Below are 12,859 nucleotides of genomic sequence, written 5' to 3' on the forward strand. Positions count from 1 at the left end.
ATTGCCAAGGCTCAGTGGTTGTCGCGCGGCACGCCGAACTTCTTGTGGATCTTCTGGTACTTGACCGCCGGCTTGAGGACCATGCCCTCGGAAAGCTCGTCGACGATCCTGCGCTGGATCTCCTGCCAGGGCGTCTGGCTGCGGGGGTATTTGTAGCCGCCGGCCGCTTTCAGCGCGGCGCGGCGCGCCGCCAGCTCCGCATCGGGAATCAGGATATCGGCGCTGCGCCGGTTGAGGTCGATGCGCACCCTGTCGCCGGTCCTCAGCAGCGCAAGCCCGCCGCCCGTCGCCGCTTCGGGCGAGGCGTTGAGGATCGAGGGCGAGCCGGAGGTGCCGGACTGGCGCCCGTCGCCGATGCAGGCGAGCGCGGTGACGCCCTTCCTGATGAGATAGTCCGGCGGGCGCATGTTCACCACCTCGGCCGCGCCCGGATAGCCGACCGGCCCGACGCCGCGGATGAACAGGATGCAGTGCTCGTCGATGGCGAGCGCCGGGTCGTCGATGCGGTGATGGTAGTCCTCCGGCCCGTCGAAGACGATGGCGCGGCCCTCGAAGGCGTTGGGGTCCTTCGGGTTCTCCAGATAGCGCTTGCGGAATTCCGGCGTGATCACGCTGGTCTTCATGATCGCGGAATCGAACAGGTTGCCGGAGAGGTTGAGGAAGCCGGACTGGGCCTTCATCGGCGCGTCGTAGCTCTTGATCACCTCGCGCGCGATCGAGAAGGCGCCCTTGCAGTTCTCCTCCAGCGTGCGGCCGTTGGCGGTGATCGCGGGCTTCAGCTTGCCCTTCTCGACGAGCTCCGCGATCACGGCGGGCAGGCCGCCGGCGCGGTAGTAATCCTCGCCGAGATACTCGCCGGCCGGCTGCATGTTCACCAGCAGCGGGATGTCGTATCCGATCCTCGTCCAGTCCTCGTTGTCGAGCTTGACGCCGATATGCTTCGCGATGGCGTTGACGTGGATCGGCGCGTTGGTCGAACCGCCGATCGCCGAGTTGATGACGATGGTGTTCTCGAAGGCCTCGCGCGTCAGGATCTTCGACGGCGTCAGGTTCTCCCAGACCATCTCGACGATGCGCCGGCCCGTCAGATAGGCCATCTCGTAGCGATCGCGATAGGGCGCGGGGATCGCGGCGGCGCCGGGCAGCGTCATGCCCATGGCCTCGGCCAGCGAGTTCATCGTCGAGGCCGTGCCCATCGTGTTGCAGTGGCCGGCCGAGGGCGCCGAGGAGGCGACGAGCTCGACGAAGCCCTTGTAGTCGATCTCGCCGGCCGCCATCATCTGGCGCGCCTTCCAGACGATGGTGCCCGAGCCCGTGCGCTCGCCGCGGAAGGAGCCGTTCAGCATCGGCCCGCCGGGCAGCGCGATCGCCGGGATGTCGACCGTCGCGGCGGCCATGATCTGCGCCGGCGTGGTCTTGTCGCAGCCGGTGGTCAGCACGACGCCGTCGAGCGGGTAGCCGTAGAGGATCTCGACCAGCGAGAGATATTGCAGGTTGCGGTCGAGGCTCGCGGTCGGGCGCTTGCAGGTTTCCTGGATCGGATGGATCGGGAACTCGAAGGGGATTCCGCCCATCTCGCGGATGCCGTCGCGGATACGCGGCGCCAGCTCGAGATGATGCCGGTTGCAGGGGGCGATGTCGGAGCCGGTCTGGGAGATGCCGATGATCGGCCGGCCCGATTGCAGCTCCTCGCGGGACAGGCCGAAATTCATGGTGCGCTCGATATAAAGCGCGGTCATGTCGGCATTGTCGGGGTTGTCGAACCACGCCTTGGAGCGCAGTTCGGCGGGCTTGATGCGGCGAACCGGCTTCCTGCCGGGTGCCTTGCCGGGTGCCTTGGCCATCCTTAAGCGTCCTCTCGCACGGCGCGGCGCCAGGGCCGCGCGCCGGTCTCACATGCGAACAATGCGAGACAAGCCATCATGCCCATCGCCTGCGGCTCGGCAAGGCCCAATCGGACGGATAGTCATACTATTTACGCCGGCGGCGCGGGCGCGCCTCAGCGGCGCGCGGCGGTCGCGGTCACGCCGGGATCGACCCTGAAGCGCGACGCCTCGATCACGGCCGTGCCGATCATCGTCTTCACCGAGATGCGCACCGGCACCATCATGTCGGTGCCGGCGACGGGCGCGAGCCAGGCGGTGATGTCGCGGTTCTCGGCCATGAACTTGGTGCTGGGCCGCAGCGCCCGGTGGCCGGCGATCGGCACGAAACGCGCCTGGCAGACGAAGACCGGGCCGCTATAGCCGTCGAGCTCGATCTTGCGGGTGCCGGCGCTCGACAGCTTGATGTCGTAGCGCGCGGCGCCGTCGAAGATCGGCAGCGTGCGGTTGCAGGCGCCGTCGTGGCCCTTGCCGTTGACCGGCATCAGGAAGGCGCTGAGCGGATCGACGATATTGCGCTTGTGACTGTCGTTGAGCGGGACGCGATCGGGCTTCGCGTCGATCGGCGGCTCGATGTCGATGCCGGCGACAGTGCCCTCGGCCAGCGCCATCCTGACGGTCCGGCTCTCGCTGGAATTGGCGGAGCTGACGGCGAAGGTCTTCGGCGCGAGCTTGCCGCCGACGAGCACGCCGGTCGCCGCGCCCGAGCCGCGCCCGCCCGTGACCCCGCCGACGATGCCCGTCAGCCTGGCGACCATGTCGAGCTTGTAGCCCGTCCCATCGATGCCGCCGCTCAAACTCGCCGTGCCCAGCGTGATTCCGAGCAGCGAGACCTCGTAGCGCGCATCGAGCGAGGCGGCGCCGGCCCCCGCAGCCGGGCAGGCAGCGAGAGCAAGGCCAGCGAGGAGCGATGCGACGGCCAACTTCATCCCTTGCCTCCGGAACGGCGCGAACTCATCTGCAATGCCCCCTGAATCGGTCCGAAGCATGACCGCCCGGTCGCAGCATCGGGCCGCCCTCTTTACACCCCGTTAACGCTGAAGGCCATGTGAACGGCGGGCCGGAGTTTTCCTTGACGCGGGCGACCGCCTTGGCTATGGAACCGCGACCTCAATTTGACTTCCGGTGCTCGCCGGCACGTCGCGTGTCGGTTTTTTTGTTTGAGCGCCGGAGATGCAAGGAACGATATCATGGCCCGCCGTTGCGAACTGACCGGGAAAGCCACCCTGACCGGCCATCTCGTCAGCCACTCGAACCGCAAGACGAAGACCGTCTTCCGCCCGAACCTCGTCAACGTCACGCTGCAGTCGGACGCGCTCGGCCGTTCGGTGCGCCTGCGCGTCTCGGCCAACGCCCTGCGTTCGGTCGAGCATCGCGGCGGCCTCGACGCCTTCCTGCTCAAGGCTTCGGCCGGCGACCTCTCGGTCGGCGCGCTCGCCCTCAAGCGCGACCTCGAGAAGAAGCTCGCCGCCAACTGAGCGGGTTTCCCTTTCGGGTCTGAAGGAAGCGGCCGCAAGGCCGCTTTTTTCGTTCGAGCCCGGCTGGCGCTCTATAGAATCAACTCGAACTCGAGCAGCAATGTGCGCTGCAGGAACGAGAAATTGTCGTCCGAGATCAGGGTCAGCACGGTGCGCCCGTTCTCCTGATGGACCGACAGCCCCTCCATGTTATCGATCTCGCTGCCGAGATCGGCCTCGATCAGGGTGGGCCCGTCGAGCAAGGCGCCCGGCCCGATCCCGCGGCCGGCGATTCGCCTGATCCGCATGCCGACACCGCGCAGCGGCTTGTACCAGCGCTCCAGCAGCAGCATGTCGCCGGAGGGCAGGAAGGCGAGATCGGTGATGTCGTAGCCGCCGGGCCTCGCGACCGTGAACAGGCCGGGCCGCGGCCCACCGAGAATCGCGCCGATGGTCGGCTCGTCCTCCTTGCCCGAGCGCTCCGCGATCATGACGAGCGCGCCCTTCAGCGCGCCGGCCGGCACGACGCCGAGCGCCTCGAGCCCGCGATTGCGTGGCAGGCGCTTCAGCGCCGGCGGCAACGGCACGGGCCGGGCCCGGGCCTCGACGCCGTCGCGCGCCCAATCGAAGCGGGCGATCTCGTGCTTGCGCTCGATCCCGACGAAGGCTGTGCCGTCGGCGATGCAGAGGCTTTCGGTGTCGAACAGGCCCGAGCGCGTCAGCGGCCGGCCGGAGGCGCCGAGGATCGCCGCCATCTCGCCCTCCGCGAGGCCGGCGAGCCTGCCGCCTTCGGACATGACCTTCGCGGTGAGCCAGTAGCCGCGATCGCTGACCGCGACGAGATCGCGCCCGTCCCCCAGCCGCGCGAGGCCGGAAAAGCCGCCGAATCGCGGATGGCCGGATGACAGCACCAGCCCGCCGCGGAAATGCAGCGCGCCGAAGCGGCGCCTGTCGGTGTTGCGCGGTTCGAAGGCGGCGATGCGGCGCGCGGAAACCGCGACGGGAAAGCGGGTCTGCTCGATGGCCCGTGCCGCGCCCGGCAGCGCGAGCGTGCAGAGGCCCGCCAGCGCGGCGCGGCGGCTGAAAGGCCTCAATGCAGGCGACGCGACGCGCCGGAGGCGGAGCTCGTCGCCGGCCCGTCCTCCTCGAACAGCTCGGCGAGCTTCTCGGTCATGACGCCGCCCAGCTCCTCGGCATCGACGATCGTCACGGCGCGGCGGTAATAGCGGGTAACGTCATGGCCGATGCCGATGGCGATGAGCTCGATCGGCGAGCGCGTCTCGATCTCGGCGATGACATGGCGCAGATGCCGCTCGAGATAGTTGCCGGCATTGACCGAGAGCGTCGAATCGTCGACCGGGGCGCCGTCCGAGATCACCATCAGGATCTTGCGCTGCTCGGGCCGGCCGAGCAGGCGCTTATGCGCCCAATCCAGCGCCTCGCCGTCGATGTTCTCCTTGAGCAGCCCCTCGCGCATCATCAGCCCGAGATTCTTGCGCGCCCGCCGCCAGGGCGCGTCCGCCGCCTTGTAGACGATGTGGCGCAGATCGTTGAGCCGGCCGGGATTGGGCGGCTTGCCCGATTGCAGCCAGGCCTCGCGCGAGAGCCCACCCTTCCATGCGCGCGTGGTGAAGCCGAGCAGCTCGACCTTGACGCCGCAGCGCTCCAGCGTGCGGGCCAGGATGTCGGCGCAGGTCGCCGCGACCGTGATCGGCCGCCCGCGCATCGAGCCGGAATTGTCGATCAGCAGGGTGACGACCGTGTCGCGGAAATTGACGTCCGATTCCTGCCGGAAGGAGAGCGGCTGGAACGGATCGATGATGATGCGCGGCAGCCGGGCCGGATCGAGCGCGCCCTCCTCCAGGTCGAATTCCCAGGAGCGGTTCTGCTGCGCCATCAGCCGCCGCTGCAGGCGGTTGGCGAGGCGGGCGACGACGCCCTGGAGATGGGCGAGCTGCTTGTCGAGATAGGCGCGAAGCCGCGTCAACTCCTCGGCATCGGAGAGCTCCTCGGCGGTGACGACCTCGTCGAACTTGGTCGTATAGGCCTTGTAGTCGGTGGCCTGGCGGCCGTCATTACGTCCCTCGCGCGGGCGCGGCGCCTCGCCGGCATCCTCGGATTCAGACGATTCGTCCTCCTCCTCCCGGTCGCCCGCGGGAGCGTCGGCCGCCTCGGAGGCGCCCTCCTCCAGCTCCTCGGTCGCGTCATCGCTGGTCTCGGTCTCGGAGCGGTCGGCGCCGCTCTCCTGCTCGGATTCGCCGTCCTGCTGCTGCTGGTCCTCGGAGGACTGGTCCTGGTTGTCCTCGTCCTCGTCCTGATCGTCGCCCTGCGCGCTCTGCTCGGCCATGTCGAGCGCGGCCAGCATGTCGCGCACGGTACGGGCGAAGCCGCGCTGGTCCTCGATCGTCTTCGTCAGCCGGTCGAGATCGGCGCCGGCCTTGGCCTCGATCTGCTCGCGCCAGAGCTCGACCAGCTTCTGCGCCGCCTTCGGCGGCTTCAGGCCCGTCAGCCGCTCGCGCACCATCAGGGCGAGCGCATCCTCGAGCGGCGCGTCGGCCCGGTCGGTGATCTCCTCATAGCGCCCGCCGCGGTGATAGCGGTCCTCCAGCATCGCGGTGATGTTGCCGGCCATGCCGGCCATCCGCCGCGAGCCGATCGATTCGACGCGCGCCTGCTCGACGGCGTCGAAGACGGCGCGCGCCGCATCGCCCTCAGGCGCGGCGCGGCGGTGGATCGTCGCATCGTGGCAGGCGAGGCGCAGCGCCATCGAATCGGCATGGCCGCGCAGGATCGCGACATCGCCGGGGCTGAGCTTGCGCGGCGGCTCAGGCAGGCGCGCCCGCTCGCCGACCAGCGACGGCTTGTCGGCGGCGAAGACGATCTCCATCTCCGGCTTGCGCGCGATCGCCTTCATCGCGCCCGAGATCGCCCGCTTCAGCGGCTCGGCGGGAGCTTCCTTCGGCGTTCCGGGCTTGCGGTTCGAGATGGACAAGGCGCGGCCGTTCTCTGGAGTTCTAGCTCAGCACCACGTTGGCGGCGCTCTCCGGCAGCTCCTTGCCGAAAGAGCGCTGGTAGAACTCGGCCACCAGCGTGCGCTCCATCTCGTCGCATTTGTTGAGGAAGGTGACGCGGAAGGCGAAGCCGATATCGCCGAAGATCGCCGCGTTCTCCGCCCAGGTGATGACGGTGCGCGGGCTCATCACGGTCGAGAGATCGCCGTTCATGAAGGCGTTGCGGGTGAGATCGGCGACGCGGACCATCTTGTTGACGATGTCCTTGCCGTCCGGCGCCTTCTGGTAGTGCTTCGACTTCGCCAGCACGATCGCGACCTCGTTGTCGTGCGGCAGGTAATTCAGCGTGGTCACGATCGACCAGCGGTCCATCTGGCCCTGGTTGATCTGCTGGGTGCCGTGATAGAGGCCCGACGTGTCGCCGAGGCCGACCGTGTTGGCGGTTGCGAAGAGGCGGAAGGCGGGGTGCGGGCGGATGACGCGCTTCTGGTCGAGCAGGGTGAGCTTGCCGGACTGCTCCAGCACGCGCTGGATCACGAACATCACGTCCGGGCGGCCGGCATCGTATTCGTCGAAGACCAGCGCGATGTTGTTCTGCAGCGCCCAGGGCAGGATGCCGTCCTGGAACTCGGTGATCTGCTTGCCTTCCTTCAGCACGATCGCGTCCTTGCCGACGAGGTCGAGGCGCGAGACGTGGCTGTCGAGGTTGACGCGCACGCAGGGCCAGTTGAGGCGGGCGGCGACCTGCTCGATATGGGTCGATTTGCCGGTGCCGTGATAGCCCGAGATCATGACGCGGCGGTTATGGGCGAAGCCGGCGAGGATCGCGATCGTGGTGTCGCGGTCGAAGCGGTAATCCGGGTCGAGATCGGGCACATGCGCATCGGCGGTGGAATAGGCCGGCACCTCGAGATCCGTTTCGATCCCGAAGGTCTGCCGGACCGACAGCTTCATGTCGGGCAGGCCGGGCGCGGTCGTCGTCGTCATCATCTTGTCTCCGGGCAAAGGGCCGTGACCGGAATTCGCCGGGCAACCCAAAAGCCGACCGAGGAGGGAGGCGGATACTCCCTCATTAGAGCGAAAGGCCGGGGGCGGCAATTCGCAAAGCTGCACCCCGGCACACGCAAAGGGCATGCCGGGCTTCGGCACGGGCATTTCCGAAAAGCCGATTCCCCTTGCCCGTGCGATGCTCTAAGCCTGCGCGCATGACGTTTTCCAACACGCTCGTCTCCATCGCGGTCGCGGCCGTTGCCCTCGTGCTTCTGCTCGGCCTCGTCAACATGCTGCGCGGCGGCAGCGCCAACACCTCGCAGCGGCTGATGCGGCTCAGGGTCATCCTGCAATTCATCGCCATCATCCTGATCGTCATCGTGCTGTGGTGGCGCAACGGCTGAAAGCCCTGCGACACCACGCGCAAGCAACTGAAATCAAAAACGAATCTGACGCGTTTTGCTGTGGGCGAGGGCTCGCTTCGGCGGGTTTCGCCACATTCCGGACACGAGTGTGTGCGCTTCACTAACGCCTCGTCACAGCTTTTTTGCCCAGGGTCCATGCTCCGCGTCGCGTCGCTGTTTCTTGCCGTTTGCCTCACCGTCTCTGGCGCTTGCGCGCAGACCCGGTCGCTCTCCGGCACTGTCTCCAGCTACGCCCCAGCCAGCGAGCCGCCGGCCCCGGCCTGGGAGGCGCGCGTCGGCGCCGGCCTCGCCAATCCCGGCGGGCGCGAGAGCGGGCTGGCGAATCTGAGCGCGGACATCCTGTCGCCGCGCCTCGCCCAGCCGGGCGACCGGATCGCGGCGGCCTTCATCCCGCGCTTCAACATGGGTGCGAGCCTCAACCTCAACGGCACGCGCTATGCCTATGCCGGGGCGACATGGGCCTTCGACGTGACGCGCGACGTCTTCGTCGAGGCGAGCCTCGGCGCGGCGCTGAACGACGCCAAGACCGGGCCGGTCTTCCCTGAGAACCGCCTGGCGCTCGGCTGCAACACCGGGACGCGCGAGGCGGCGGCCCTCGGCTTCCGGCTGTCGGACCGCTGGAGCCTCGTCACCACGCTCGAGCATTTCAGAACGCTCGGCTGCTCCGACAAGCCCGGCGCCTCCAATCGCGGCCCGGCCAATATCGGTGCGAGGCTCGGCTACAGCTTCTGAAGCCGGCGGCGGTGGAAACCCGCTTCCGTCCCGCACCGGCCGCGCTATAAGCAAGCTATGGTCAAGCTCAACCGCATCTATACCCGCACCGGCGACAAGGGCACCACCGGGCTGACGAGCGGCCCGCGCCGGCCGAAATTCGACCTCAGGGTCTCAGCCTACGGCACCGTCGACGAAACCAATGCCTGCATTGGGCTCGCCCGCCTGCATGCGGCGGCGGAGGATGCCGGGGTCGAGGCCATGCTGGGACGCATCAGCAACGACCTCTTCGACCTCGGCGCCGATCTCTCGACGCCCGAGACGGACAAGCCCCTCGCCTTCGAGCCCCTGCGCATCGTCCAGGCCCAGGTCGACCGGATCGAGGCCGAGATCGACGCGCTGAACGCGGATCTTTCCCCCTTGCGCTCCTTCGTCCTGCCGGGCGGGACGCTCGCCGCGACCCATCTCCACCTCGCCCGCACGGTCGCCCGCCGGGCCGAGCGCCTGATGACCGAGCTCGCCGCGACCGAGGGCGAGAGCGTCGCCGCGCCCGCGCTCAGATACATCAACCGCCTTTCGGACTTCCTGTTCGTCGCCTCCCGCTTCCTCAACGCCAAGGCGGCCGGCGACGTGCTCTGGGTGCCCGGCGCCAATCGCTGAGTCCGCGCGTGTTCGTTCCCCTGCATGATGGCGTGCCGCTGCGCTTCATGCGCACGCCCGGCGTCACCTACGGGCTGATCGGCGCCTGCCTCGTGCTGCGGCTTACCCTGCGGCTCTGGCCCGGGCAGGAGGCGGAGCTTGCGATCATGGCCGGGTTCGGGATGATCCCCTCGGTGCTGTTCGGCACGGCCGTGCTGCCGGAAGGGCTTGCCCATCTGCCACCCTGGCTGACCCTGTTCAGCAACGTGCTGCTGCACGCCGGTTTCGCGCATCTGATCGGCAACGTGCTGTTCCTCTGGGTCTTCGGCGACAATGTCGAGGATGCGATGGGTCATGCCCGCTTCCTCGTCTTCTTCTTCCTGTGCGGGCTCGGCGGCTCGCTCTTCCATGCCGGCATGCATCCGGATTCGGAGCAGCCGCTGATCGGCGCCTCGGGCGCCATCTCCGGCGTCATCGCCTCCTATCTGATGATCTATCCGCAGGTGCGCATCTGGGGGCTCGCCTTCAACTGGATCCCGATCCACATCCCGGCGCTCTATGCACTCGGCGGCTGGATCCTGCTGCAGGCGGCCGCCGCCCTCCTCGGCGCCGACGGCGCGATCGGCTGGTGGGCGCATCTCGGCGGGCTGGCGACGGGGGCCGCGCTGACCCCGCTTTTCGTGCACCGCAACATCGCCCTGTTCGGGCGCGGGCCCGTCCGTAGCTGAAGCCGCGCCATCTCGCCTCCGGGCCGCAGCTCCGACGGGCGTTGACAAGCGCAAACGGGCGTCGTTACGGTCCCCCCGCATTCCAGCCGAGGGCCGCGATGCCGCTGTCCTGTCGCCAGGGACGGCGCGGCGTGAGGCGCATCTCTTCTGATACGGTGATCGGACGATGAAGATCTTGGTGCCCGTGAAACGGGTTGTCGATTACAACGTGAAGATCCGCGTCAAGGCGGACGGGTCCGGCGTCGAGCTGGCGAACGTCAAGATGTCGATGAACCCGTTCGACGAGATCGCGGTGGAAGAAGCGCTGCGCCTGAAGGAAGCCGGCAAGGCGAGCGAGGTCATCGTTGTCTCGATCGGCCCGCAGCAGGCGGCCGAGACGATCCGTACCGGGCTGGCCATGGGCGCCGATCGCGGCATCCTGGTCAAGGTAGACGGCGTGGTCGAGCCGCTGGCGGTCGCCAAGCTCCTGAAAAGGATCGTCGAGCAGGAAAACCCCGGCTTCGTCATCCTCGGCAAGCAGGCGATCGACGACGACTGCAACCAGACCGGCCAGATGCTGGCCGCCCTGCTCGGCTGGCCGCAGGGCACCTTCGCCTCGAAGGTCGCGATCGGCGACGGCTCGGTCGACGTCACCCGCGAGGTCGATGGCGGCCTCCAGACCGTGTCGCTCAAGCTGCCGGCTATCGTCACCACCGATCTGCGCCTGAACGAGCCGCGCTATGCCTCGCTGCCCAACATCATGAAGGCGAAGAAGAAGCCGCTCGACGAGACCTCCGCCGAGGCGCTCGGCGTCGATGTCTCGCCACGGCTCAAGGTGCTGAAGACGGTGGAGCCAGCCGGCCGCTCCGCCGGCGTCAAGGTGGCCTCGGCCGCCGAACTCGTCTCCAAGCTCAAGACCGCCGGGGTGATCTGATGACCACGCTGCTGATCGCCGAACACGACAACGCCTCCGTCAAGGACGCCACCGCCAAGGCGCTGACCGCCGCCGCCAAGCTCGGCGGCCCCGTCCACATCCTCGTCGCCGGCCAGGGTGCCAAGGGCGCGGCCGATGCGGCCGCCAAGCTTGCGGGCGTCGAGAAGGTGCTGCTCGCCGACGACGCCGCTTACGGCCATGCGCTGGCGGAGCCGCTGGCGGCGCTGATCGTCAAGCTCGCGGATGCTTACGACGCCATCGTCGCGCCCTCGACCACGACGGGCAAGAACGTGCTGCCGCGCGTCGCCGCCCTGCTCGACGTGATGCAGGTCTCGGACGTGACCAAGGTCGTCTCGCCCGACACCTTCGAGCGCCCGGTCTATGCCGGCAACGCCATCCAGACGGTGCAGTCGGGCGACGCCAAGAAGCTCATCACCATCCGCACCGCCTCCTTCGCGGCGGCGGGCCAAGGGGCTGATGGAGCCGGCTCGGCTCCGGTCGAGGCCGTCGCGGCGGCCGAGAACCCCGGCAGCTCGTCCTTCAAGGGCGAGGAGGTCGCCAAGTCCGACCGTCCGGAGCTGGCTTCCGCCAAGATCATCATCTCGGGCGGTCGCGCGCTCGGCTCGGCCGAGAATTTCGGCAAGGTGATCGAGCCGGTCGCCGACAGGCTCGGCGCGGCGATGGGCGCCTCGCGCGCCGCGGTCGATGCCGGCTACGCCCCCAATGACTGGCAGGTCGGCCAGACCGGCAAGGTCGTCGCGCCGGAGCTTTACATCGCGGTCGGCATCTCCGGCGCGATCCAGCATCTGGCCGGCATGAAGGACTCAAAGGTCATCGTCGCGATCAACAAGGACGAGGAGGCGCCGATCTTCCAGATCGCCGATTACGGCCTCGTCGGCGACCTCTTCACCGTCCTGCCCGAGCTCGACGCCGAACTCGCCAAGGCCGGCGGATAGCACGGAACCACCACTTCCGGGCCGCCCCAGGGCGGCCCGTTCCGCTCCCGCGGGAGCCTGAACGTTCATCCGGGATCAAACCATGTCGGACCACGCGATCAAGACGATCGGTATCATCGGGGCAGGCCAGATGGGCAACGGCATCGCCCATGTCGCGGCCGCCGCCGGCTTCGGCATCCGGCTGCACGACATCGCCGAGGATCGCATCAACGCCGCGCTCGCCACGATCGACGGCAACATGGCCCGGCAGGTCGCGAAGGGCGCGCTGGCGGAGGAGGAACGCCGGGCGGCGATCGCGCGCATCCAGCCCGCCATCGGCCTTGCCGATCTCGGCGATTGCGATCTCGTGATCGAGGCCGCGACCGAAAACGAGGAGGTCAAGCGCAAGATCTTCACGGCGGTCTGCCCGCATCTGCGGCCCGACGCGATCCTGGCCTCCAACACCTCCTCGATCTCGATCACGCGGCTTGCCGCCGCGACCGATCGCCCCGAGCACTTCATCGGCATCCATTTCATGAATCCCGTGCCGCTGATGCAGCTCGTCGAGCTGATCCGCGGCATCGCCACCGACGACGGCACCTTCGAGCGCGCCAAGAGCCTCGTCGCCGCGCTGCAAAAGACCGTCTCGGTCTCCGAGGATTTCCCGGCCTTCATCGTCAACCGCATCCTGCTGCCGATGATCAACGAGGCCGTCTACACGCTCTATGAGGGCGTCGGCTCGGTGGACGCGATCGACACCGCGATGCGGCTCGGCGCCAACCACCCGATGGGGCCGCTCCAGCTCGCCGACTTCATCGGCCTCGATACCTGCCTCTCGGTGATGCAGGTTCTCCATGACGGGCTGGCCGATTCGAAATACCGGCCCTGCCCGCTCCTGGTGAAATATGTCGAGGCCGGCTGGCTCGGCCGCAAGACCAAGCGCGGCTTCTACGATTATCGCGGCGAGAAGCCGGTCCCGACACGCTGAGGAAACGGGCCGGCGACACGGGAACCGCGAAAATTCGGCCTGAAAACAGCACAATCGACCGTTTCACTGCCGCGGATGAGGACGCCCCCTTTCCGCGCGCAGACGTTTGTTGCACCTGCAACAAGTTTCTTCACATTCCCGTCGTCTCGCGCTTACATTGATGGTCGGGCGGGATTCGC

The 12,859-nt window shown here is 68.0% G+C and carries 13 protein-coding genes; 8 read left to right on the top strand and 5 right to left on the bottom strand.

Features of this window, described 5'->3' with window-relative positions:
* Positions 1–11 precede the first annotated feature (11 nt).
* Both M9917_RS01200 and M9917_RS01205 read right to left on the bottom strand, forming a co-directional pair.
* Complete coding sequence (locus M9917_RS01200; RefSeq protein ID WP_297250486.1) at positions 12–1,844, bottom strand: IlvD/Edd family dehydratase; 1,833 nt, start codon at positions 1,842–1,844, stop codon at positions 12–14.
* A 155-nt stretch (positions 1,845–1,999) separates the two neighbouring features.
* Positions 2,000–2,812 carry a DUF3108 domain-containing protein gene (locus M9917_RS01205; protein ID WP_297250487.1) on the bottom strand — a complete coding sequence of 271 codons (813 nt, stop codon included), beginning with the start codon at positions 2,810–2,812 and terminating at the stop codon, positions 2,000–2,002.
* A gap of 261 nt (positions 2,813–3,073) precedes the next feature.
* Here M9917_RS01205 and rpmB point away from each other — a divergent pair, with 261 nt between their 5' ends.
* Positions 3,074–3,361, top strand: coding sequence for a 50S ribosomal protein L28 (gene rpmB / locus M9917_RS01210; RefSeq protein WP_297250488.1), 288 nt, complete (start codon positions 3,074–3,076; stop codon positions 3,359–3,361).
* A 71-nt stretch (positions 3,362–3,432) separates the two neighbouring features.
* Here the strand turns inward: rpmB and M9917_RS01215 are convergent, their stop codons facing one another.
* From M9917_RS01215 to cobS, 3 genes are read right to left on the bottom strand one after another with little or no spacing between them, the layout of a single operon-like run.
* Complete coding sequence (locus M9917_RS01215) at positions 3,433–4,434, bottom strand: esterase-like activity of phytase family protein (RefSeq protein WP_297250489.1); 1,002 nt, start codon at positions 4,432–4,434, stop codon at positions 3,433–3,435.
* A complete protein-coding gene (gene cobT / locus M9917_RS01220) occupies positions 4,431–6,332 on the bottom strand; it encodes a cobaltochelatase subunit CobT (protein WP_297250490.1) in 1,902 nt (633 codons plus the stop codon). The genes M9917_RS01215 and cobT overlap by 4 nt, the downstream gene beginning before the upstream one ends.
* A gap of 22 nt (positions 6,333–6,354) precedes the next feature.
* A complete protein-coding gene (cobS, locus tag M9917_RS01225) occupies positions 6,355–7,338 on the bottom strand; it encodes a cobaltochelatase subunit CobS (protein WP_297250491.1) in 984 nt (327 codons plus the stop codon).
* A gap of 218 nt (positions 7,339–7,556) precedes the next feature.
* On the opposite strand from cobS, the gene M9917_RS01230 reads away from it, so the two are divergent.
* The 7 genes from M9917_RS01230 (at position 7,557) to M9917_RS01260 (ending at position 12,680) form a co-directional block, all read left to right on the top strand.
* The gene (locus M9917_RS01230; protein WP_297250492.1) at positions 7,557–7,745 is read left to right on the top strand and encodes a twin transmembrane helix small protein; all 189 of its coding nucleotides are present in this window, start codon (positions 7,557–7,559) and stop codon (positions 7,743–7,745) included.
* A 156-nt stretch (positions 7,746–7,901) separates the two neighbouring features.
* The gene (locus M9917_RS01235) at positions 7,902–8,498 is read left to right on the top strand and encodes an acyloxyacyl hydrolase (protein WP_297250493.1); all 597 of its coding nucleotides are present in this window, start codon (positions 7,902–7,904) and stop codon (positions 8,496–8,498) included.
* Between the two features lie 57 nt (positions 8,499–8,555).
* The gene (locus tag M9917_RS01240) at positions 8,556–9,137 is read left to right on the top strand and encodes a cob(I)yrinic acid a,c-diamide adenosyltransferase (protein ID WP_297250494.1); all 582 of its coding nucleotides are present in this window, start codon (positions 8,556–8,558) and stop codon (positions 9,135–9,137) included.
* An 8-nt stretch (positions 9,138–9,145) separates the two neighbouring features.
* Positions 9,146–9,844 carry a rhomboid family intramembrane serine protease gene (locus M9917_RS01245; RefSeq protein WP_297250495.1) on the top strand — a complete coding sequence of 233 codons (699 nt, stop codon included), beginning with the start codon at positions 9,146–9,148 and terminating at the stop codon, positions 9,842–9,844.
* A 166-nt stretch (positions 9,845–10,010) separates the two neighbouring features.
* The gene (locus tag M9917_RS01250) at positions 10,011–10,757 is read left to right on the top strand and encodes an electron transfer flavoprotein subunit beta/FixA family protein (RefSeq protein WP_297250496.1); all 747 of its coding nucleotides are present in this window, start codon (positions 10,011–10,013) and stop codon (positions 10,755–10,757) included.
* The gene (locus M9917_RS01255; protein WP_297250497.1) at positions 10,757–11,713 is read left to right on the top strand and encodes an electron transfer flavoprotein subunit alpha/FixB family protein; all 957 of its coding nucleotides are present in this window, start codon (positions 10,757–10,759) and stop codon (positions 11,711–11,713) included. Before M9917_RS01250 ends, M9917_RS01255 begins: the two co-directional genes overlap by 1 nt.
* 82 nt (positions 11,714–11,795) lie before the next feature.
* Positions 11,796–12,680 (top strand): 3-hydroxybutyryl-CoA dehydrogenase, encoded by an 885-nt coding sequence (locus M9917_RS01260; protein WP_297250498.1) that lies wholly within the window; start codon positions 11,796–11,798, stop codon positions 12,678–12,680.
* The last annotated feature ends 179 nt before the right edge of the window (positions 12,681–12,859 follow it).

It is taken from the genome of Bosea sp. (in: a-proteobacteria) (assembly GCF_023953965.1).
Classification (GTDB): Bacteria; Pseudomonadota; Alphaproteobacteria; order Rhizobiales; family Beijerinckiaceae; genus Allobosea.

Excerpts from the sequence above, each read along its gene's own strand:
- M9917_RS01200 (WP_297250486.1), bottom strand. The coding sequence starts at position 1,844 with ATGGCCAAGGCACCCGGCAAGGCACCCGGCAGGAAGCCGGTTCGCCGC.
- M9917_RS01205 (WP_297250487.1), bottom strand. The coding sequence starts at position 2,812 with ATGAAGTTGGCCGTCGCATCGCTCCTCGCTGGCCTTGCTCTCGCTGCC.
- rpmB (WP_297250488.1), top strand. The coding sequence starts at position 3,074 with ATGGCCCGCCGTTGCGAACTGACCGGGAAAGCCACCCTGACCGGCCAT.
- cobS (WP_297250491.1), bottom strand. The coding sequence starts at position 7,338 with ATGACGACGACGACCGCGCCCGGCCTGCCCGACATGAAGCTGTCGGTC.
- M9917_RS01230 (WP_297250492.1), top strand. The coding sequence starts at position 7,557 with ATGACGTTTTCCAACACGCTCGTCTCCATCGCGGTCGCGGCCGTTGCC.
- M9917_RS01235 (WP_297250493.1), top strand. The coding sequence starts at position 7,902 with ATGCTCCGCGTCGCGTCGCTGTTTCTTGCCGTTTGCCTCACCGTCTCT.
- M9917_RS01240 (WP_297250494.1), top strand. The coding sequence starts at position 8,556 with ATGGTCAAGCTCAACCGCATCTATACCCGCACCGGCGACAAGGGCACC.
- M9917_RS01250 (WP_297250496.1), top strand. The coding sequence starts at position 10,011 with ATGAAGATCTTGGTGCCCGTGAAACGGGTTGTCGATTACAACGTGAAG.
- M9917_RS01255 (WP_297250497.1), top strand. The coding sequence starts at position 10,757 with ATGACCACGCTGCTGATCGCCGAACACGACAACGCCTCCGTCAAGGAC.
- M9917_RS01260 (WP_297250498.1), top strand. The coding sequence starts at position 11,796 with ATGTCGGACCACGCGATCAAGACGATCGGTATCATCGGGGCAGGCCAG.